The sequence below is a fragment of the Pontibacter deserti genome, assembly GCF_023630255.1.
GTDB lineage: Bacteria > Bacteroidota > Bacteroidia > Cytophagales > Hymenobacteraceae > Pontibacter > Pontibacter deserti.
The window spans coordinates 1,685,855-1,707,915 of the sequence record NZ_JALPRS010000001.1 but is presented as its reverse complement, the minus strand read 5'-3'; the positions used below and the strand labels follow the sequence as shown (position 1 = coordinate 1,707,915).

General features: G+C 44.1%; 14 protein-coding genes. 4 read left to right on the top strand and 10 right to left on the bottom strand.

The annotated features are described in order from the left end of the window. Positions 1–4: 4 nt before the first annotated feature. Entirely contained in the window at positions 5–2,542 is a 2,538-nt protein-coding gene (ligD, locus tag MJ612_RS07325) for a DNA ligase D (RefSeq protein WP_187032851.1), read from the top strand. Between the two features lie 60 nt (positions 2,543–2,602). On the opposite strand, the gene namA is transcribed toward ligD, so the two are convergent. The 3 genes from namA to MJ612_RS07310 form a co-directional block, all read right to left on the bottom strand. Continuing rightward, the gene (gene namA / locus MJ612_RS07320) at positions 2,603–3,676 is read right to left on the bottom strand and encodes an NADPH dehydrogenase NamA (protein ID WP_187032850.1); all 1,074 of its coding nucleotides are present in this window, start codon (positions 3,674–3,676) and stop codon (positions 2,603–2,605) included. 168 nt (positions 3,677–3,844) lie between these two features. After that, positions 3,845–5,776: a M13 family metallopeptidase gene (locus MJ612_RS07315; protein ID WP_250419152.1), complete on the bottom strand. Its 1,932-nt coding sequence runs from the start codon at positions 5,774–5,776 to the stop codon at positions 3,845–3,847. A 560-nt stretch (positions 5,777–6,336) separates the two neighbouring features. Continuing rightward, on the bottom strand, positions 6,337–7,473 hold the full coding sequence (locus MJ612_RS07310; protein ID WP_187032849.1) for a transglutaminase domain-containing protein: 1,137 nt from the start codon (positions 7,471–7,473) through the stop codon (positions 6,337–6,339). Between the two features lie 261 nt (positions 7,474–7,734). Here MJ612_RS07310 and glgP point away from each other — a divergent pair, with 261 nt between their 5' ends. Then, positions 7,735–9,405, top strand: coding sequence for an alpha-glucan family phosphorylase (glgP, locus tag MJ612_RS07305; protein ID WP_187032848.1), 1,671 nt, complete (start codon positions 7,735–7,737; stop codon positions 9,403–9,405). 62 nt (positions 9,406–9,467) lie between these two features. Here glgP and MJ612_RS07300 read toward each other — a convergent pair whose 3' ends face one another. From MJ612_RS07300 to MJ612_RS07275, 6 genes are all read right to left on the bottom strand, one after another. Next, on the bottom strand, positions 9,468–10,106 hold the full coding sequence (locus MJ612_RS07300) for a YczE/YyaS/YitT family protein (RefSeq protein ID WP_187032847.1): 639 nt from the start codon (positions 10,104–10,106) through the stop codon (positions 9,468–9,470). A 68-nt stretch (positions 10,107–10,174) separates the two neighbouring features. Further along, positions 10,175–11,638, bottom strand: a complete 1,464-nt coding sequence (locus MJ612_RS07295; RefSeq protein WP_187032846.1) for an aminoacyl-histidine dipeptidase — start codon at positions 11,636–11,638, stop codon at positions 10,175–10,177. A gap of 121 nt (positions 11,639–11,759) precedes the next feature. Further along, positions 11,760–12,044, bottom strand: a complete 285-nt coding sequence (locus tag MJ612_RS07290; RefSeq protein ID WP_187032845.1) for a GNAT family N-acetyltransferase — start codon at positions 12,042–12,044, stop codon at positions 11,760–11,762. Positions 12,045–12,126: 82 nt separating this feature from the next. Then, a complete protein-coding gene (locus MJ612_RS07285) occupies positions 12,127–12,759 on the bottom strand; it encodes an HD domain-containing protein (RefSeq protein WP_222619716.1) in 633 nt (210 codons plus the stop codon). Positions 12,760–12,777: 18 nt separating this feature from the next. Beyond that, positions 12,778–14,106 (bottom strand): TonB family protein, encoded by a 1,329-nt coding sequence (locus MJ612_RS07280; RefSeq protein WP_187032844.1) that lies wholly within the window; start codon positions 14,104–14,106, stop codon positions 12,778–12,780. After that, complete coding sequence (locus tag MJ612_RS07275) at positions 14,093–14,680, bottom strand: RNA polymerase sigma factor (protein ID WP_187032843.1); 588 nt, start codon at positions 14,678–14,680, stop codon at positions 14,093–14,095. The genes MJ612_RS07280 and MJ612_RS07275 overlap by 14 nt, the downstream gene beginning before the upstream one ends. Positions 14,681–14,798: 118 nt before the next feature. On the opposite strand from MJ612_RS07275, the gene MJ612_RS07270 reads away from it, so the two are divergent. Together MJ612_RS07270 and MJ612_RS07265 are read left to right on the top strand one after the other, a co-directional pair. After that, the gene (locus MJ612_RS07270; protein WP_187032841.1) at positions 14,799–16,658 is read left to right on the top strand and encodes a vWA domain-containing protein; all 1,860 of its coding nucleotides are present in this window, start codon (positions 14,799–14,801) and stop codon (positions 16,656–16,658) included. Between the two features lie 155 nt (positions 16,659–16,813). Then, complete coding sequence (locus MJ612_RS07265; RefSeq protein WP_187032839.1) at positions 16,814–17,413, top strand: hypothetical protein; 600 nt, start codon at positions 16,814–16,816, stop codon at positions 17,411–17,413. Positions 17,414–17,455: 42 nt separating this feature from the next. On the opposite strand, the gene MJ612_RS07260 is transcribed toward MJ612_RS07265, so the two are convergent. Next, complete coding sequence (locus tag MJ612_RS07260) at positions 17,456–21,994, bottom strand: DUF7619 domain-containing protein (protein ID WP_187032837.1); 4,539 nt, start codon at positions 21,992–21,994, stop codon at positions 17,456–17,458. Between the last annotated feature and the right edge of the window lie 67 nt (positions 21,995–22,061).

The following is a 22,061-nucleotide window of genomic DNA, read 5'->3' as shown; positions in this document are numbered from 1 at the left end:
CCATATGGGCTTACAGAAGTATAACCAGAAACGCAACTTCAGCGAAACACCTGAGCCGGAAGGAAAGCAGCAGAAACACGAAGGACAGTTACGATTTGTGGTGCAACGCCACCAGGCATCTACCTTGCATTACGATTTCAGGTTGGAGATGGAAGGGGTGCTTAAAAGCTGGGCTGTTCCGAAAGGGCCATCCATGAACCCTACCGACAAACGGCTTGCGATGCAGGTAGAAGACCATCCTTTTTCATACCGAACCTTTGAAGGCGACATCCCGGAGGGTAACTATGGCGCTGGCCACGTCGATATCTGGGACGAAGGCTTTTATAGTTCTGTTGAGACCGACGACCCGAAAGAAGGGGAGGAACTGCTGCTACAGGGGCTGGAAAACGGAAGTATAAGCTTTGTGCTGGATGGGAAAAAACTGCAGGGCGCTTTCTCGCTTGTAAAGATGAAAGGGCGTCAGGAAGGAGCCTGGTTGCTGGTGAAAAAGAAAGATGAAGCTGCTGTTTCAGAACCTTATGACAGTGAAGAGCACCTGGGTAAAATTGCTAAATCCTCATCAACTAAAACTGTAAAGAAGAGCACGAAAGCTAAGGCAGCCAAAGCTAAACCGAGCGCTAAATCTTCAGAAATTCTGCGAAAAATTGTGCCTATGATGGCCAAACTTACGGATGGCCCTTTTGATGGAGACGACTGGATCTATGAGATAAAATGGGACGGTTTCAGGGCTGTGGCTGAAGTTGAGGATGGAAAGGTGGAGTTATACTCCCGAAACGGTAAATCTTACGGCGAAACCTATAAGCCTATACTTGATAGCCTGAAGCAACTGGGGCAGGATGCAGTGCTGGATGGGGAAATTGTAGTGCTGAACGACAAAGGCTATGCTACTTTTCAGCAGTTGCAGAATTACCAGAACACACCTTCGCAGCATTTATACTTTTATGTGTTCGACTTGCTATACCTGAACGGTGAAGACCTGCGTGACCTGCCCTTGCTGGAGCGGAAAAAGCGCCTGGAAGAGTTATTGGCTGATGAGTTGCCGGCAGTGCGTTATTCTGACCATGTGGTGGGTAACGGTATAGCGTTCTTTAAGGAAGCGCAGCGCAACAATGTGGAAGGCATTATGGCTAAAAAAGCGGATAGCCCGTACCGCACCGGCCAGCGCAGCACCGAGTGGCTCAAAATTAAAACGCATATGCGCCAGGAAGCTGTAATAGCCGGATTTACAGAACCAAAAGGTAAACGGAAGCACATTGGCGCTTTGCTGCTAGGGGTATATGAGAACGGAAAGCTGACTTATGTAGGGCAGAGTGGTAGCGGCTTCAACACTAAATCGCTGGATGCACTTAAAGTCAGGCTCGATAAACTGGTACAGAATGAATCTCCTTTTTCTGGGAAAGTAAAACCCAATGCGCCGGCCACCTGGGTAAAACCTGAACTGGTTGCCGAGATCTCTTTTGCTGAATGGACCAATGAAGGAATAATGCGCCAGGCAATTTATGAAGGGCTTCGCGAAGACAAAAAAGTGACAGACGTGGTTCGGGAGAATGCCATCCATACAACCGAAGCAGTGGAAGAAGCAGAACATCAACCCAGTGCAACAAAAGCTAACATAATGAAATCAGCCTCAGCATCAAAACATAAAAACCGCGTCACACAAACTATAGATGGTCAGGAAGTAGCATTCAGCAGTCTGGATAAGCTATACTGGCCTGAAGAAAATATTACAAAGGGCGACCTGATCAATTATTACCAAAGTATAGCCGACGTTATAGTTCCGTACTTAAAAGACCGGCCACAGTCGCTATTCCGAAACCCGGAAGGCATAACCAAACCAGGTTTTTTTCAGAAAGATATTACGCACACTCCAGATTGGGTTAGAACTATAAAACTGAGAGCAGAGAGCACAGGTGAAGATGTGGAGTACCTGGTGTGTGATAACCAAGCTACCCTGGCCTACATGAACAACCTGGGCTGCATTCAGCTTAACCCCTGGAACTCCCGCATTGCCAGCTTAGAGAAGCCGGATTACATGGTAATAGATCTTGACCCGGGAGAGAACACTTATGATGATGTGGTGGAGGTGGCGCTGGCAACCAAAGAAGTGCTGGATAAGGCAGGCGCAACCACTTTCTGTAAAACATCCGGCGCAACAGGCATGCATATTTTTATGCCGCTAGGTGCTAAGTATACGTTTGATCAAGCCCGGGATTTTGCCCACCTGGTTGCGCAACTGGTACACGAGAAGCTTCCTAAATTAACCAGCCTGGAACGAAGCCCAAAAGAACGTCGCAAACAAGTATACCTGGATTTTCTGCAGAACTCTATCGGACAAACTATCGCCTCAGCTTATACTGTTCGCCCTAAACCGGGAGCCACTGTTTCTACGCCATTAAGCTGGGATGAAGTAAAACCAGGCTTAACCCCTGAAGCATTTACTATCCACAACGTACCAGACCGCATCAAGCAAGAAGGTGATCTGTTTAAAGGTGTGCTGGGAGAAGGAATTGATTTAGAGAAATGCCTAGAAAAGCTAAGCTGAAGTATAAATAAAAAGGGCAGCTCATCGTCTGCCCTTTTTATTTATATGAAAGTATAGCCCCTATACTTTACGTGGCTTTGCCCGTTCGTACTGCGATGGCCAGGCATGTTCATAACCAAGCTCAAAGGCAGCATGCATCGGGAAGTATGGATCTCGTAGCAGTTCTCTTGCCAGTAATACAATATCAGCTTGACTGGTAGTAACTATAGTTTCTGCTTCCTGTGCTGTTGTGATCATGCCTACGGCGCCCGTCAAAATGCCTGTTTCTCTTTTTATACTTTCAGCAAATTCTACTTGGTAGCACGGGCCAACCGGAATTTTAGCAGCTGGTACATTTCCGCCTGTAGAACAATCAATCAGGTCAATTCCTTTATCTTTTAATATTCTTGCCAGCGCTATAGAGTCTTCGCCTGTCCAGCCACCCTCGGTCCAGTCTGTAGCAGAGATGCGTACAAATAGCGGATAGTCAGAAGGCCATACTTCTTTTATAGTTTCGGTCACTTCCAGCAGCAGACGGATGCGGTTCTCAAAAGAGCCGCCATATTCATCGGTGCGTTTGTTGCTGAGCGGGGAGTAGAATTCGTGTAACAGATACCCATGTGCCGCATGAATTTCGATCACCTTAAATCCGGCCTCTACAGCTCTTACCGCCGCAGCTCTGAAATCTGAAATTACTTTTTGTATACCTTCTTTATCTAAGGCAAGTGGGGCAGGTTCTGCTTCTGAAAAAGGGATTGCACTAGGAGCTACCGTTTGCCAGGCTCCTTCCTCTGGCGTTAATGCTGTTGCCCCTTTCCACGGACTTTTGTGGCTGGCCTTACGACCTGCATGCGCCAGTTGCACGCCCGGAACAGCACCATGTTCCTCAATAAAAGTATTGATGCGTTGCCACATCGGAATATGCTCATCTTTCCAGAGACCAATATCATCCGGTGTAATTCTGCCTTCCGGCGACACGGCAGTAGCTTCGGCAATTACCAGTCCGGCGCCACCAACGGCACGGCTACCTAAGTGTACTAAATGCCAGTCGTTTGCAAAACCATCCTGGCTGGAGTACTGGCACATTGGTGATACAGCAATCCTGTTTTTAAGCGTGATTCCTTTTATTGTTAGCGGGGAAAATAAATTCGCCATGTTGTGGTCTGATTTTAAAGTTACAATATCTTTCAACTATAAACTTAACTGAAGGTTTAAACCAGGCTCCATTTTCTGGAAGGGGTAATGCAGATTAAATATAAAATAAAAGCCGCTCAAACTATAGTCTGAGCGGCTTTTAGAAGTATAAAACTTATCCGATTATACTTACCAGATTCTGTTACGATCTTCAGGTTTAATGTAAAGCTTGTCGCCAGGCTTCACGTTAAATGCTTTGTACCAGGCATCCATGTTAACCGGAGCACCGATGGTACGGTACTGGCCAGGAGAGTGCGGATCTGTTACGATAAGCTGTGCTGCAGTTTCAGGAAGCGTGTTAGCTCTCCAAACCTGTGCCCACGACAGGAAGAAACGCTGGTCCGGTGTAAACCCATCGATCTTCTTCTTAGACTTACCCTGCTTCGTCATTTTAAAAGCTTCGTAAGCAGCATTCAGGCCACCCAAGTCACCAATGTTTTCACCAAGTGTAAGTTTACCATTTACGTGTATGGTATCCAGTACTGTATAAGCATCATATTGCTTGGAAAGAGCAGCTGCTTTCTCTTTAAATTTAGCTAAGTCTTCAGCAGTCCACCAGTTGCGCAGGGTACCGTCTTTGTCGTACTGGCTACCAGAGTCATCAAAGCCGTGAGATATCTCGTGACCGATTACGGCACCTATACCACCATAGTTAACCGCATCATCCGCATTCGGATCGAAGAACGGGAACTGCAGGATACCTGCCGGGAACACGATCTCGTTCATAACCGGGCTGTAGTAAGCGTTTACAGTCGGAGGTGTCATACCCCAACGCTCGCGGTCAACAGGCTTGCCCAGCTGGCTTACCATTTTGTTGTAGCCCCACTCACCTGAGTTGCGCACGTTCTGGAAGAAAGCATCGCGCGAAATTGCCAGACCTTCATAAGTTTCCCATTTATTCGGATAACCAACTTTTGGTCTGAAAGCATGAAGTTTAGCCAAGGCTTTTTCTTTTGTCTCAGCACTCATCCAGTCAAGGCCTTTAATGCGGATCTCGTATGCTTTGATCAGATTAGCGATCATCTCGTCCATACGGGCTTTTGCCTCCGGCTTAAAGTGCTTGGCAACATAAAGCTGGCCCAGCAATTCACCAATCGTGCCGTCTGTCAGAGAAGACATACGCTGCCAACGTGGCGTCTGAACTTTCTGGCCGGTCAATGCTTGCGTGTAAGCAAAGTTAGCATTCACAAAATCGGAGCTCAAGTATGGAGCAGCCGATTTCATTACATTCCACTGCAGGTATGTTTTCCAGTCAGCAACCGGAGTGCTAGTTAGTAAACTATTCAGCTCAGTAAAGAACTTAGGTGAGCTTACCAGTACAGTATCCTGGCCTGTTACTTTCATTTTTGCCATTAACACTTTCCAATCCATGTTCGGAGTGGTCTTGCTGAAATCGGCAACGGCAAATTTGTTGTAGGTTTTGTACGGGTCACGCATTTCTACACGTGCCATCTGCGCTTCTGCCATTTTCTTCTCCAGGTTGAAGATGGTCTCCGCATTTTTCTCTGCCGTAGCCTTATCTGCACCTGTTAAGGTAAACAGCTTCGTGATGTAAGTTTTGTAAGCCTCCTGGATTTTGGTGCTGCGCGCATCGTTTTTCAGGTAATAGTCACGGTCAGGAAGTGTAGTACCGCCCTGGCTCAGTTGCGGTACCATGTTCTCTACGTTCTTACGATCCTGGCCCACATAGAAACCGAACATAGGAGATGCAGCGCCGGTTGTGCGCAGGTAGGCTACCTCATTAAGTATACCGTTTACATCTTTTATACCTTTAATTCGCTCCAGATCCCCTTTTATAGGCGTATAACCCAGCTTGTCGATAGCGGCGCTGTCCATAGCGGCAGCGTAGAAATCGCCTACACGCTTTTCAACAGAGCCTGCTTTCGCATTTTTAGCAGCTGCTGCATCGTTCAGAATAGTACGAACGGCTTTAATGTTGAAGTCACGCAACTCGTTAAAGCTACCCCAACGTGTTTCTTTGGCTGGAACCGGATTCGCTTTTAACCAGGCGCCGTTAGCGTAAGTATAAAAGTCATCGCCCGGCTTCACGCTCAGATCCATGTTAGCTTTATTAATGAATGGTGTAGCTTTTTTAGCGCCACCTTTGATGCCATGCTGTGCAGAAGCATCAAACGCAAACATAAAAGCCGCTCCAAGTACAAGGTATTTAAACTGAGCCTTCAGTTTAACCTTGCGCTCTCCAGAGTAATTTAATTGCATAGTGTTTAGTTAGATTGTTTTAATTTTTGAAAAAATAGTAACTAAGTTTTAAAAGTATAGCCGGTGAGAGCTACCACATAAAACTTCTTAAAAATAGTATTTCTGATTTAAAATGCAGCTTTTTTTAGTTGTCAGCTGAACTTTCTTTTGCTTTGACTTGAACTTGCCTGAAGGGTTTAACAGCAGGATGAATTGAACCGGAGTCTCTTGTTATATATTAAGAATATCAAACGCCTTGTTTTGCGTTGCGCTCTTTTAAGCCCGACTAGTGAAGCATTACAAGTGATGCTACACTATAATAAAGCTTAACAACACTAAAGCCTGATGGTAAACTGGTCTCTAGACATAACAAAAAAGGGACTACTTTATCAGTAACCCCTTACTTTTGAAGAACTTGTTATCTAACTTCCGACTTTATATTCCATAAAATAAGAGTAATTTCCTTTGCTGCCTTTTTTACGGGCCATTACCGCCAAGTTCCCCTGAGACGGATTTACTTTAAGTGTATGTGTTTCTCCGGCTGTAGTAAAGTATAGCCACTTCTTGTTGTTCAGTACAATCAGTTCAACATCATTCGTCGCTTTAAAGGATAAAGTATAAGGTTTTCCGGGCATCAATTTACCTTCTAAGGGTGCTTTGGTTATCTGCACATTCAGGTCAGTATTCCAGGTGGTGGCTATCGTTTTAAGTTTACCACTAGTAAGATCCTGTAAAAGTTCTGCAGCATCTGCCCCCAGCCTGAATAGTGACTCATCAACAGAAGTTAATCTCTCATATTGTGCCAGCGTAATAGGGGTATTAATATGTTGCCATTTCGGTTCCTTTGGCAAGTGGCTGAATAGAAATTCATGCGGATCCGTATCAAACCAGTAAGGAGAGTATCTGAATTTAGTTTTCAGTTTACCGTTCACCATTTCTGCTGCTCCCGACCCCCAGGTAGCATCAACAAGCCGCCATTTACCGTTCAGGTACACGCTGTTCCAGGCATGATTTGTCTGGTAAAAACGCTTACCGGGAGCATAACCGTATCCTTTTGCGTAGCCACTTACTTTTTCTACTTTCAGACCCATTTCTTCGCCCAGGGCTTTGTATAAGCGGGCATATCCATCACAAACTGACAGGCGTGTTTTAAGAACGTGTTCTACTGAAGAGTTGCCCAAATTACCGGAGTTGTAACCATAATCATTGTAACGGATATTCCTGGCTACCCAGGCAAAGATGATACGGGCGCGCTCATAGTCTGTAGTAGCTCCTGTGTTAAGGTAAGAAGCCAGTGTTTTTACATCCTTGGTATAGCGAACATCCGTATTAAAAGCAAACTGATCCAGTTCCTGTAGTCGCTGTGGATTAGGTGTCTTATCAAGTGAGCCTGCCAGTGCCGGAAAAGCAAAAGCCAGGTATAAAAGAACATGAAATACTAAGAAGGAGGCCATAAATTTTGGCCGGTCCGTAAAATTAGGGCGATGTACTGTAGGGCGCATGTTAAGCTTTGTTCGGGTTACCGGAGATACAATTATAATAAGGTTAATTAGGTTCAAGTATAACGGGTTAATATGATGTTAAAGTATACTATTCGGAGAGCCATTTGCTAAAATGTAAAGATACTGAGTGAATTACAGGCACGTATTTTGTGAATTACTTGCATAGGTGCTGTAGAGGTAGTATTCTTGCAACCCCTTAAAACATAATGAATTATGCCTTTTAGAATTTTATAAAGTCTAAAAAGTAACATTTTGGGTTTAGTTGGCATAAAGAAACTATAGCACTTTTTTGTCGGTTTAGGTTAAAACTTTTAGCATATGGAACTATATAACAGGTGGTATCATCCTTACGATATTGACGAAAAATACAATAAGCGGGTAGCCTACTTCAGCATGGAGTATGGCATAGACCAGGCATTTAAAATATACTCTGGAGGTTTAGGGTTTTTGGCAGGATCGCATATGCGCAGTGCCCACGACCTGCGACAGAACATGATCGGTATTGGTATACTTTGGAAGTATGGCTACTACGACCAGGTGCGCAACGATGACCAAACCATGCGTGCGCAGTTTCAGAAGAAATTCTACACTTTTCTGGAAGAAACCAACATCACTGTTACGATACAAGTCAACAATCACCCGGTAAAAGTAAAGGCGCTGGTATTAAAGCCGGAGGTTTTCGGAACTATACCAATGTATTTCCTGACAACGGATATACCTGAGAATGATTACCTGGCCCGTACTATTACACATCGTTTGTACGACCCTGAAGTAAGTACACGAATTGCGCAAAGTATAGTTTTAGGTATAGGTGGCGGTAAAGTGGTAGAAGCACTTGGTGGTGCAGACCTTTACCATTTGAATGAAGGCCATGCGCTGCCACTGGCATTCTACTTACTGGAGAAGTACGGAAGTGCAGAGGAAGTACGTGAGCATATGGTATTTACGACCCATACACCTGAGAAAGCCGGTAACGAAGAGCATGATATCAACTTCCTGGATCGTATGAGTTTCTTTAACGGTACGCCACTGGAAGAAGTGCGAAAGCTGACCCTGACGGATGGCCACATGTTTAACCATACGCTGGCTGCCTTACGTTTATCTAAAGTATCGAATGGTGTGTCACAGTTGCATGGCGAAGTAGCTAACCAGATGTGGTGCGAAAACGAAGGCATCTGCGAAATAAAAGCGATCACGAATGCCCAGCATGCCCGTTATTGGTCAGATGAATATCTTTGGGGTGCGCTGCAATCTGGCAACGACCAGGCTTTTGTGCAGCGTAAAAAAGAAATGAAGCACCAGTTGTTCCGCACAGTTGCAGACCAGACTGGTAAGTTATTTAACCCGGAAGTGCTGACGATAGTATGGGCTCGCCGTTTTGCTGCCTATAAGCGTGCTGACCTGTTGATTCGCGATTATGAACGCTTCCTGAAAATCATCAATAATTCGGAGAGACCGGTTCAGGTAATCTGGGCAGGTAAGCCGTATCCGTTTGACGAAGGTGCTGTAGCTACTTTTAACAGGCTGGTAAAACTATCTATTAAGCAACCAAACTTTGCGGTGCTTACCGGCTATGAGATGGAGCTGTCACGTAAGTTAAAACATGGTTCTGATATCTGGCTGAACACGCCGCGCAGGCCACGTGAAGCATCTGGTACCAGTGGTATGACGGCAGCAATGAACGGTTCTGTAAACTTTTCGGTGCAGGATGGCTGGTTGCCTGAATTTGCCCGCCATGGAGAAAACAGTTTTATACTTCCGATTGTGGATACTACTCTGCCAGACCAACTTCAGGACTCAGAAGATCATAAGAATATGCTGGACATTCTGGAGAATGAGATCATCCCGACCTATTACTATGATAGGGGCAAGTGGTTAAGTATCATGAAGCAGGGTATGTATGATGTACTTCCATTCTTCAGTTCTGATCGTATGGCACATGAGTATTACGAGAAGCTGTATAGTTATCAGACTGTAATGGTATACTAAAACAAAAAAGCCGCTCCAGATAACTGGAGCGGCTTTTTTGTTTTATAGCAGCTAGCTACAAATTATTTCTCAACAGGAACCTGAGCGGTGTCTTCTGTTAAAAAGATGCGCAATCTCTGGAACCAGCACAATGTAACCTGGAATAATGGACTTTGTATGAAAGTATAAAGAAACGTAACAACACCAACCGGGCCACCCAGCATGTAACCTATAATCAACACTATACACTCTACTACAATCCGTGCCTGGCTAACGGATAAACGGGTACGCTCTGACAGCGAAAGCATGAATCCATCCCGCGGACCCGCACCAACACCGCCTGCTACATAAAGTCCGCCTGCAATACTGGAGATAAGTATAGCCGTGAAAAGCTGTGCATAGTCTTGCCAGCCGTTAGTAGCTTCAGGTATAAAATCAAGCCAAAGGAAGAAGTCCATGAACGGGCCGATGAGCAGTGTGTTCAGGAAAGTACCCACATTGATATACTTGCGGTTCACAAACCACGCAACTGCAATCACCGCCAGACCAACGAGCACGCTCCAGGTTCCAATACTAAAGCCGAATTTCTGGAAAAGCGACACATTCAGTACCTCCCAGGGGTGCAGGCCCAGGTATTTAACTTTCACAGCCATCGCGTTAGCAAACCCAAACAGCAACAACCCAGCAAAAAAGAAACTATAACGGATGATCCAGTTTTTCATGGCGGCAAAGATAAAAAGAAAGCACCTGTTATGGCAGGTGCTTTCAAGGTAATTTATGTAGATAAGTTTTATACTTTAACAGGAATGCGCTCCAGTGTTTCAAGTAAGAAGCCCCAGTATTTCTGTACCGAGCTGATCTGTACTTTCTCGTCAGGGGAGTGGGCTCCACGGATGTTTGGTCCGAAAGAGATCATCTCCATACCCGGGTAATTACCACCAACTATACCGCACTCAAGGCCGGCGTGGCAGGCGTTTACATGCGGCTCGCCGTCAAACAGCTCGCGGTACAGGTCGCTCATAACTTTAACTATAGCGGCACCTGGTAGCGGTGTCCAGCCTGGGTATTGGCCTTTAAAAGTAACATCAGCACCAGCCAGTTCGAAAGTTGATTTGATCGCATTTGCCAGATCCATTTTCTCTGAGTCAACAGAGCTGCGGGTTAAGCACTGAATGCTGTATTCGCCATTTTTCACCAGCACGCGCGCCACGTTGTTCGATGTCTGCACCAGGTTCTCAATATCAGGGCTCAGGCGGTAAATGCCGTTCGGGCAGGCGTAAATGCTGCGCAACAACTTATACTGGAAATCCTTGGTCAGCACCTGCGCAGGGGTAGCTATAGTTTCAACAGTTATATCCAGGTTCGAATCTGTGGTGTTGTATTCCTTTTTCAGGATATCTTTTTGTGCAGCTACAAATTCTTCAAAAGTCTTTGCCTGATCCTGCGCCACAGCAACAATAGCAAATGACTCTCTAGGGATCGCATTACGCAAACTACCGCCATCAATCTCAGCAACCTGCACGCCAAACTGCTCAGCAGCCTGTGCCAGCACACGGTTTATCAGCTTATTGGCATTACCACGGCCCAGGTGTATGTCCATCCCTGAGTGACCGCCTGTCAAACCTTTTATACTTAAGCGGTAGCCAGTTGTGTTGGGAGCAGCATTTTCAGAAGTATAAGTTCCGGTTGCCGTTACGTCTACGCCGCCTGCACAACCTATCGTTAATTCGGTATCGTCTTCGGTATCCAGGTTCAGCATGATGGAGGCTTCCAGCATACCGCCTTTCAAACCCAAAGCGCCCGTCATACCGGTTTCTTCGTCAATGGTAAACAATGCTTCCAGTGGCGGGTGTGGAATGTCGTTAGATGCCAGTAGGGCCATAATGGTTGCCACACCGATACCGTTATCAGCGCCCAGCGTGGTGCCTCTTGCCTTTACCCAATCTTCTTCCACATACATCTCAATGCCTTGGGTTTCAAAATCAAAAGTTGTATCAGCGTTTTTCTGATGCACCATGTCCAGGTGGCTTTGCAGCAGCACAGTCTGGCGGTTTTCCATGCCTGGGGTGGCTGGCTTTTTAATGATTACGTTGCCAATCTCATCCACTATTGTTTCCAGACCCAGGCTGTTGCCGAAATCTTTCATGAACTGGATCACGCGTTCTTCTTTTTTAGACGGGCGCGGTACAGCATTCAGGTCGGTGAAGTAGTTCCAGAGCGCTTTTGGCTCAAGTTCTCTTATTTCTTCGTTCATAGTATGGTTTTAGCGGCTAGCACCAGCAAGTGTGCAGCGCATGTTTGCATTTGGTTACAGACAAATATCTGAAATTTTGAATACAGAAACGGTATTAATTGCAGGTTTTATAGTTGACCGGCTAAGGCCACAGCATAATGTCGTTGTACTCGGGATGGCGCTTAACAAAAGCTTCTACAGCAGGGCAGGAGGCGATAGCTTTACAGTTGTTTTCACGGGCAAAATCCAGGCCGTGACGAGCCAGTTTATGGGCTATACCTTGACCGCGGGCACTTTCAGGTACAAAGGTATGGTCAAAATCCATATCTTCTTCTTCAGTGTAACTATAGGTAAGTTCCGCTTCTTCGTCGCCAATAACTATATAAAAACGCAGGTCTTCCTGGTCATGCTTTACTTCGTGTTCCATAGGTTTTAGTCAGTTTTATACTTGCAGGTATACGGTAGGTGCGGGGTTTAGTAACTTAGGTGAGGGGTATGAATCTTACTTTTTATCTTAAAAGATTCAGTTCTTTTGTTAGATTTTCACGGGCTTTGAGTTCAAGCGCATCACGGAATACAGCAGTTTTGTAGATACACGGTTGCTGAAGAAAGTGCTTCAGTACTTTTGCCCGGCCAGGACGGTAAAGCATATCAGGATAAAAGCTGTATTCTTTCCGTATCTGCTGTGTATAATTATGGTAGCTTTCCCAATCCGAACCAAGTATAGCCAGGTCAAAATCCAAAATTAAGTTGGTATCAGATTTATTGCTTTGTAAATGCTTTTTTGTCGCCAAAATCATTTCATGCACTTCAGCAGTCGCTTCTTCAGGGAAGCCTAACTCCCGTAACCTTTTAACTGCTAAAGCTGCACTTTTCTCTTCATTATCTGACCTGGTAGCCTTATAGATTACATCATGATAAAAGATAGCGAAAATTAACTGATGCTGTTGGCTTATAAGTTGGCTATACTTCTCCGCCAGTTCTAGCATCAAGTTAATATGCTCAAAATTGTGATAATAACGATCGACTGAAGTATAGGACTCTTTTAGTTCAAGCCAAAGTTCTTCAATCAGGAATAAGTCTGAAGTATACTTCAAAACCAGTTTTTCCCATATTGATTTTACAGCATTTGTTGAAGTCACTTGTATGAATTTATAGTTTTACCTAAACCTAACCACCACCTTCACCTGCTGCGCCATAGGATTTTCATTTTGCATAGCAGGCTCCCAGGCCGGACCTTGTTGAATCAATCTCATAGCTTCTGCATCCGCTTCCGGGTTCAGGCTTCGCAGCACACGCACATTCTCCAACTGCCCTTTTTCAGAGACAGTAAAACCAACTATAACTCGACCTTTGACTGATACAGGTAATATTCGCTGCTCGTTTTTTATGTATAGTTTGTAAGCGCGGGTGCCTATAGTTGGTTTGGGTTTTTCGATAATCGGAGCCGCAGTAGGTTTGCTATAACCAGTAACTACAACTTCCGATAGCTGCCTGTTGTCTGGCTGCAGGTTTATAGCTAATAAATTGGTGGCACTGTCAATCGGTTGCTCTTTTGTTTCATAGCCAATGTAGCGGAAGCTCAATACGTTTTTACCTTCAGGCATTTGAATTGAGAAATTACCATCAGCATCAGTTGATACACCTTGCATCGTACCTTTTACCTGCACCATTACGCCCGGCAACGGATTACCGGTAGCATCAGTAACCTTACCTTGCACTACATTTGATGTGCCTGACTTCCGTTGTAATGCTACTCCTGCTACCCGGCCTTCCAAGGCTCTTTCAAAACTCATTTGCGGAGCTGCAGCGGCAATCCTGGCTTTTGTTTTAGCAGTAGCTATACTTGCCACGCTGTCCTTTTTTAGGTCTAGTGTAAGTTCTTCCAAAGCTACTGATTCAGTTATTTCTGCATCTGCTATTTCAGTTAAGGTTTCTACATCCAGAAAAACTTCATCTTCAGTCTCAGCATAAGCATAACTATCAGCAGCAATTACTGGTTTAGCTGCATTTAGCTTTGGTTTAACTATGGTTTGTGCCTCTTCAATCGTTTCCTCATGAACTATAGGTGCTGGCGGTGAGAATTTAACTATAGTTTCGGGCTGCTTCGTTTCAGTTTTTTCAACAGCTATAGTTTCTGAAGTAGTTTTTAGGTTAGTATATTGGTAATAAACCACCATTACGACAGAGCACATCAACACAAATACTGCGGCCACAGCACGCCAATCGGAAAACCAGAAAGCGGCAGTGCGTTTCTCTTCTTTTGCTGCCATACGCTGCTTAATGTCAGCAATGGCGGCATTAGTTTGAGTTGCATCTGATAAAGTCATGCCTTCGGCTATGTCCGCGCATAGTTCACAGTCCAGCAGGTGGCGTTCCAGCTGATGGCTCAGCGCAGGCGACAGTAAGCCTTCCTGGGACTGCCGCAGCAATTCCAGGGTCGGGTGCCCGTCTGCACCGAAGTGTATGGGGTAGTTAGCGTGGTTCATGGTGTTTCTCCATGTATAGTTTCAGGTTCCGTTTACCGTTCTGTATGTAACTTTTTACTTTGTTCAGGTCGCAGCCGGTTTGCACGGCAATCTCTTTATAACTCTTTTGCTGCAGGTAAAACAGCTCTACACAAGTCCGTTGCTCTGGCGGCAGTGTTTCCAGCCCTTGTGCCAGTAGCTTTTCGTCCTGGTCTTTCCGTTCAGCATCACTAAGATGAAAAAGATCGCTGTTTTCCATAAATGGCGGCGAAGCATCTTCTAAGCTTACCTGTTCTTTCCCTTTTTTAGCCCGAAGCTGCATCAGGCAATGGTTTTTTGTAATTACGTGTAGCCAGCTTTTAAAATTAGCGATGTCGTGTTTCAGCAGTAGGTCGGTCAGGCTTTCGAAAACCTGCATGGTAGCGTCTTTGCTTTCTTCTTCGTCGCGCAGGTACTTCAGGCAAACCAGGTATACCATTTCGGTATGTCGCTCAAAAAGCTCGCCAAGGCAATCCATATCGCCTGTCGCCCGGTACTGTTGCACCAGTTGCAGGTCGTCGGGTGGGTCGGCCTTTTTAAAGAATTTGAGGAACATACTATAGTTGGATTGCTGATTTAAAGAAACACAAAATCGATCAATTAAAAATTTTTAATATTTATTTATGGAATCGTGTGGAGTGCTGCATCATCATAGAAACCAAACACAAACAGCCATGAAAAAGCACATCTACATTCTCTTATTCAGCCTCCTGCTGATCGCCTGCACCACTTTAGCTCAGGACAGAACTATAACCGGTAAAGTAACTGATGCCGCCTCTGCTCAAGGTTTACCTGGAGTAACAATAACTATAAAAGGAACGACCAAAGGCACAGCAACCGATGCCACCGGTAACTACAAATTGCTGGTTTCTAACTCTGACAAGACACTTACATTCCGCTACATAGGGTACAAGAGCAAAGACGTAACTATAAAAAAAGATTCGGTTATCAACGTTGCCCTGGAAGTTGATGGACGACAATTGGAAGAAGTAGTGGTAACTGGCTATAGTAAACGAATAAACAGAGCGCTAGCCGGTAAAGTTATTGGGGTAACTGCAGTTGCTGATCAGGCTACATTCAGTTACGCGCCCCCAGTCTTCAACACCGAAGAATATCAGAATATCCAGGAAAGCATTTTCCTGGAGGCCAAAAATAACCCGCTTTCAACCTTCTCTATAGACGTGGACAATGCTTCGTACAGCAACGTGCGCCGCTTTATAAATGATGGGCAACTACCGCCTGCTGATGCCGTGCGCATCGAAGAAATGATCAATTACTTTGATTATGACTATCCGCAACCAATCAAAGAACATCCTTTTTCAGTAACGACAGAGCTGGCTGCCTGCCCCTGGAACAAAGAGAATTTACTGTTGCACATTGGCTTACAGGGCAAAGAAATCCCGACCGATAACCTGCCTGCTTCTAACATCGTGTTTTTGATAGATGTGTCGGGTTCGATGATGAGTGAAGATAAGTTGCCATTGGTAAAGTCAGGATTTAAGATGCTGGTAGATCAGTTGCGTCCTCAGGATAAGGTAGCTATAGTTGTCTATGCCGGGGCCGCCGGACTGGTACTGCCATCAACCAATAAAAAAGCTGAAATGCTAACTGCTATTGAAGCCCTGGAAGCAGGCGGAAGTACAGCCGGTGCAGCAGGTATAAACCTGGCTTACAAAGAAGCGGAAAAACATTTTATTAAAGGCGGAAACAACCGGGTAATACTTGCTACAGACGGCGATTTTAACGTGGGCGTGTCGAGCTCTGGAGAACTGGAAAGACTGATCGAGAAGAAACGGGAAACCGGTGTTTTCCTGACTGTACTTGGCTTCGGAACAGGCAACCTGAAAGACTCGCGTATGGAGCAACTAGCTGACAAAGGCAACGGAAACTATGCCTACATCGATAATATTCTGGAAGCCAAAAAAGTATTTGTAAATGAGTTTGGTGGCACGTTGTTTACCATTGCAAAAGACGTGAAGCTGCAACTGGAGTTTAACCCGGCTCATGTACAAGCTTACCGTTTGATCGGTTACGAGAACCGCGCGCTGCAGAACGAAGACTTTAATAACGACAAGAAAGATGCCGGCGACATGGGCAGCGGCCATAGCGTAACAGCGCTTTACGAGATAGTGCCTGCTAATAGTAAAAACAATAAGACAGAACTGCAGAAAGTAGATGACCTGAAATACCAGCAAACGCAACTGAACAAGAAAGCTGCCACTACTAACGAACTGCTGACTCTGAAACTGCGCTACAAAGAACCGGCTGGCAGCCAGAGTAAACTGCTGCAAACTATAGTTACCACCCAAACCATAGCCCCTGAAAAACTATCCGACAACTATAAATTCTCGGCGGCAGTGGCGGCCTATGGTATGTTGCTCCGCGACTCTAAATTCAAAGGCTCGGCCAACTATAACCAGGTGCTGGAGCTGGCTCAACAGGCCCGTGGCAAAGATGAAGACGGTAACCGCGGTGAGTTTGTGAAGCTTGTAAAAGCTGTGCAGCTGATGGATATGCGGGCCAGCAAGAAATAACTATAGCTTTTAAATTTCTTATACCTGCCCCCAACCTGTGCGTACTTACAGGAAATAACTATAAAATGGGGGCAGGTATAAGTATAGCCAGAAATATAATCTACATCAGTTTGCTATCAGTTTCTTTAATGTCCTGTAAGGGGGACGAACCTGTTATGGAAAACGGAACTGTAGCAAAACTCTCCGAGGAGGCTCATATCAGGCTACAGTTAATTACCGATACCCGTGAAGAGCTGAATGATTGGTTTGAATTCTATGGTTTGGATGATGACGCAGACACCCTTTTCAGGCTTTGTGAGATCTGGGATACCAGTATGTTGACTTTCCCGGTTACTTCTGACTGGCAACTGTTATACAAGGAGCACCCAACACTTTTTACTGAGGCACCCGATGATACAAGAGTGCTCGATATCTATACTTATGGCCATACCTTTTTGCATAAGCGCGGGCGCAGGGATAAACTTACAGCAGCCCTCCCGGACAACGAAGTAGCCATAGTTGATCTGGAAGAAAAGAAACGAACCAGATTGATGTTTTGCAGTACAGTTTGCCAGTTTCATGATAGCTGGTGGCGTAGCCCGGAAGAGATAATAGTTGTGGGCTTGATACAGGGGTTTGATCATAAGAACTTATACCCGGCCATATGGCGAATAAACACTTATACAAAACAAGTACAGCAATTTACTTCTCTTAAGCCCGCTCATCCTGAAAACAACAAGAACTACCTGCAGGAAAACGTGCTGAACATACTATAGTTAAACAAAAGAGCCACTATAAACGGTGGCTCTTTTGTTTAACTATAGTATGTTCAGCTTTTTAACAATTAATCCGCGCTCTGTTTTAATATGCAATATATAGATACCGGATTTGGGCGTTGTAAGCTTTACATCAAGTTTATCAGGTCGTGGGCTATTTATTTTCCCGGAATAGACTATTTGACCTAGTGCAGAAAATAGTTGTACCTCCTGTACTTCAAAATCGGCGTGCACCAAACCAATGGTAAAATTGCCGGTTGTTGGGTTCGGGTAAACTTCAATTGCTTGCTCAGGTGTCAGTTCTTCTATTGTAAAATCAGCAGCTGTAATAGCCTGACCGCCTGCACCTGCCACTTTTATTTTGCCCGAAGTTGCCCCGCGTGGCACGCGTACTATAAATGTGGTTGGTGTTGCTTCCAGAACTATGGCCTTCTCCCCGTTAAACAAGATGGTGTCCTGCTCTCCTAAGGTCAGGAAATGCTGACCTGTTAGTTCTACGTCGGTGCCTACAGTGCCGGCAACAGGTGTAAAACTGGTAACTATTGGCGCAGGTATCACTTCAAAGAGTGTAGTGCTGACAGCTGTTCCGCCTGGAGTCTCAACGGTAACTATTCCTGATTTTGCACCTTCAGGTACTTTCACTGAAAGCCTGGTAGATGTAGCCTCAAGTACCTGAGCAACCACACCTGAAAACATTACTTTATTTCGGGCTGCGGAAGGTGCAAAGTTAATTCCTGAAATAGTTATGGTTGCGCCAACTTTATCTAACTGCTTGCTAAGGTTGCTGATCTCAGGCTGATGCCATACTACAAAAGCACTGTTGCTGCTCGCTTCGCCACCTTTGCTCGTAACACCAAAAGTGCCTGTAACTGCACCTGCCGGTACTTTCACCACTGCGCTGTTCCCTGTTATATTTATAACCTCACAAGGCTGATTCCCTAAAGTTATACTTTGCAGCCATTGTTCTGTTAAGTGCTGCCCTTGTATGGTTACGGTGGTACCAGCTATACCTTCGGCAGGTGAAAAACTAGTTAAAACAGGTGGCTGGTATACTTCAAAACCAGTTATACTTTGAGTTACGCCATCCGGCGTCTGTACTTTTATACTTCCGGCAGTTGCATTGGCTGGTACAAGTACTTTTAACTCGGTTTCAGTTGCCGCTACTACCGTTGCAAGCTTGCCATTAAAGTATACTTTGTTTTGTGCTGCCTCCGTAGAGAATTTTTTTCCGGAAATGGTAACTTCTTCACTGAATTTGCCAGCTGAAGGGGAGAAGCTCTCAATACCAGGCGTAGCAATAAGTTGCTCCGGGTCTAGTCGCTCTGTTTCATGTATGACAGGCGGCATGTCGTAAATGCGGTTTACCGTCAGGTTTGTACGCACCGGTGAGTTATAGTCGAAGAAGATATCGGCAAAATTCTCCACTGCTGTTTTCTCAGGCAGGTCTGTCTTAGGCTTTATGCTGAACTGGATGTAGCCGTGGCTGCCCGGCTCGTTGCTATTGCTATCTGGCAGCATGATGTTATCGAAGGTCCAGGTAAGTACAGGTTTGCCCTTGCCACTTACATCAAAACGGTAGGCATGTGATGCTGATCCAATCTGCAGTGTACTTAAGTCTAGGTGCTCTGACAAGGTATCTACCACCACCACACGGTAAGCCACATCGGTGCCAGTGTTCTGAAATCGTATTTTATACTTTAGCTCTGCTCCGGTTGGTGTATACTTTTCTTCTGTTAAGCCAGTTGGTACTACCTGCTTGTCGTTCGGGTCAAATGAGTCGATGATTGGTAAACACTCTTCTGCTACCTCGGGCTCTTCATCGTCGGGAGGCAGGGCATTAACAAAGCCGGCACTGAAAACCATGCGGGTAGCAAAAGTTGTGCAAGCTTCTACAGTAGTGCTGGCTAACGTGTTTTCGCCATTACCATCTGGCTGAACGGCATCAACTCTTATTGTTTTACCGTTTGCTGGAATCCAAAGCACCAGGCTGTCGCTGGCTGCCAGTTTGTATTCTTCTACTGTTGCCAGTTGCCCGTCGAGGTATACCCTGAAAACTTCACCGGTTTCCATATCGGCCTGTCCTGTATTTTTCAATACAACGCGCACCTTTCCGGTATTATAGTCGCATTTGCCAGTAACAGTTGTAACTGGTCCTTTTGGCTGCGTCTGACCATCGTGTGTCATCCAGGCTTTGGTACATACCGTTAATCCTCGTATACTTTCATCTCCGCAAATAACTTTATCCTGAATTGTAATAGTCTTGGTCTCGCCAGCAGCTACAGTGCCTACCTCAAAAACATAGGTGCCATTTGGCAGGCGGGTAAAGGTTTTATCAGCTGAAAGTAGCTCTACTTCTTTTGGTAGCTTAACGTATACTTTGGCATTGTTAGCAGGGGCAAAACCTGAGTTAGAATAAGTTACTTTGGTTGTACTCTCAAAACAGCGACGACGGCGTGTTGAGGATACATTAGTGGTTAGGTAAGGGGAGAGGGTGACATTAATACCAAAGTCATTTCCTGAGGAGTTAATTCCATAGTTATCGAATGTAATACCTTGTGGATTAGGACCAGAATAACAAATATTATTAATATGCATCCCAATCTTGTTTTGAACTACAGGCTCAATTGTATAGCTGCCCTTTTCAACTGTTATAGTATAATTACCAGCAGCGTCTGATATTCCATAAAAAGGTCCAGGTTCTGCTTTTATAACTATAGCTTCTAGTCCGGATTCTTGGGGTTCTGTGATACAATCATTAGCTGCTTTACGATATATTTTACCTGATATTACATTACGTTCAGGAAGAGCTGTATTTTCATAGATAGTAATAAAATCCTTTCTGCTATCGGCTGCAGCAATGTATTTACCACTTCTACTAATAGCTACGCTAGGGGTACCATTAGGTAATGTCTGCAATAAATTACCTCTGATATCATAAATTTTGGCACTATGCTGTGCTGCAAAATCATACCTGTTATTACCATACGCCAATACAATATTGCCAAATGCGTCGGATGATAATCTGCTTCGCATTGGCCAATGTGTTTCGGAAGTATCAAAAGAACCATACTGATGTATAAATTTACCAGTTGATGAGAATTTTTGGATCCGGCGACCGTTTAAATCATTTGTATATACAAAACCTGCAGCATCTACTGTAACATCCTGTACATTCCAAAGCTGTCCTTTCTCTTTTCCAACTGATGCAAAGGACATAATAAATTTACCTTGGGGGTCATATTTAGCTAATGGGAAAGTAGTATTTTGATTAACCCACGTTGATATATATATATTACCCCAAAAGTCTACTGCTAAGCCTGCATTGTTAATATAAACATCACTTTTAGAAACCTCCAGGTTTATTCCTTCGATTTTAGCTACAAGTTTACCTTTAGGGTCAAATTTTAAGATAAAGGAATTTTTGAATTTTGCATTTAAAACATAAGTATAGTTTTTATCATCTACAGTAATAGCTAAAGGTTCTGTAATGCCCGATTCTGTGCCTCCAAATACCAGAAGTTCTTTTCCCTGAGTGTCTACCTTTATTATTTCATATGTATTAAAATCCAGGATATAGAGGTTGTCCTGATTATCAAAAGCTAGCTCCTGAGGGCGACGTTCACCGCCCCAATTACCAATTTGTTCAAATGCTTGGTTATAAATATTGATAGCACTACCAAATTCTGAATAACTGCCAAGGTATAAGTTGTCTTTACTATCAATTCCTAACTTATATCTTCTTCTGCTATTTGCTAAAGATGTTGTATAGGTAGAGAGTCGGCGTAAGAAGCGCCCATCTGGTGAGAAAACCTTAACTGCTGAAGCAAAATCAGAAATGTAGATATTCCCACTAGAATCAAACACTATATCTACAGGTTCTACTAGATTCCCTGCTTCATCAAAGACTTCTTTATTAAATCTCCTTAATAATTCACTTTCTTTACTTTGAATGAAATATACAGGTAATGAAGTAAGTACATCTCCGTAATAAGGAATTCTTTTATTTTCAGCTATATGTAAATTTTCCTGCTTATCGAATGCTAAAATAATATCTGAGGTACCGTACGTTGGTTCAACATCTAGAATATTGATCTTTCTTGTAAGATCTCCACTTTTATTATATACATAAAGTCTTCTTTTATAACTATCGAAAGCATACAAATTGGATTCACTATCAACAAGTATTTGAAAGGGAAATATCTTTACATTGCTAGTATCATCTTTTATATCTATTACTTTAGAGAGATTTCCATTCTTATCATATTTTAAAATTTGAGACTTAAATACATCAGAGAGATAAATATTTAAATCATTATCAACGACGACATCGGAAGGATTAGCACTCTTCCCTGCATAGTCAGTAATGTTGAAAGTCGTTTTAGACAGGATCTGTCCATCCTTCAGTTTATAAACGCTTGATGAGTCAACTACATAGACATTACCTTCTTTGTCCATGGTCATATTCGCTACGCTAAGATTGGGTAAATCCCCAATAGTAGATTTTGATTTATACAAAGAAGGTTGGGCAAAAGAAGAAAAGAAAGAGAGAATAAGTATAAAGGTGAGTAAAGCTGTTCTCATAGGCTTAAAGTATAGATTCATGCTATCGCACTGTAAATCTATAAATTAAACTATAAAAATTTAACTA

Excerpts from the sequence above, each read along its gene's own strand:
- ligD (WP_187032851.1), top strand. The coding sequence starts at position 5 with ATGGGCTTACAGAAGTATAACCAGAAACGCAACTTCAGCGAAACACCT.
- namA (WP_187032850.1), bottom strand. The coding sequence starts at position 3,676 with ATGGCGAATTTATTTTCCCCGCTAACAATAAAAGGAATCACGCTTAAA.
- MJ612_RS07315 (WP_250419152.1), bottom strand. The coding sequence starts at position 5,776 with ATGGATCTGAGCGTGAAGCCGGGCGATGACTTTTATACTTACGCTAAC.
- glgP (WP_187032848.1), top strand. The coding sequence starts at position 7,735 with ATGGAACTATATAACAGGTGGTATCATCCTTACGATATTGACGAAAAA.
- MJ612_RS07300 (WP_187032847.1), bottom strand. The coding sequence starts at position 10,106 with ATGAAAAACTGGATCATCCGTTATAGTTTCTTTTTTGCTGGGTTGTTG.
- MJ612_RS07295 (WP_187032846.1), bottom strand. The coding sequence starts at position 11,638 with ATGAACGAAGAAATAAGAGAACTTGAGCCAAAAGCGCTCTGGAACTAC.
- MJ612_RS07290 (WP_187032845.1), bottom strand. The coding sequence starts at position 12,044 with ATGGAACACGAAGTAAAGCATGACCAGGAAGACCTGCGTTTTTATATA.
- MJ612_RS07280 (WP_187032844.1), bottom strand. The coding sequence starts at position 14,106 with ATGAACCACGCTAACTACCCCATACACTTCGGTGCAGACGGGCACCCG.
- MJ612_RS07275 (WP_187032843.1), bottom strand. The coding sequence starts at position 14,680 with ATGTTCCTCAAATTCTTTAAAAAGGCCGACCCACCCGACGACCTGCAA.
- MJ612_RS07270 (WP_187032841.1), top strand. The coding sequence starts at position 14,799 with ATGAAAAAGCACATCTACATTCTCTTATTCAGCCTCCTGCTGATCGCC.
- MJ612_RS07265 (WP_187032839.1), top strand. The coding sequence starts at position 16,814 with ATGGAAAACGGAACTGTAGCAAAACTCTCCGAGGAGGCTCATATCAGG.
- MJ612_RS07260 (WP_187032837.1), bottom strand. The coding sequence starts at position 21,994 with ATGAGAACAGCTTTACTCACCTTTATACTTATTCTCTCTTTCTTTTCT.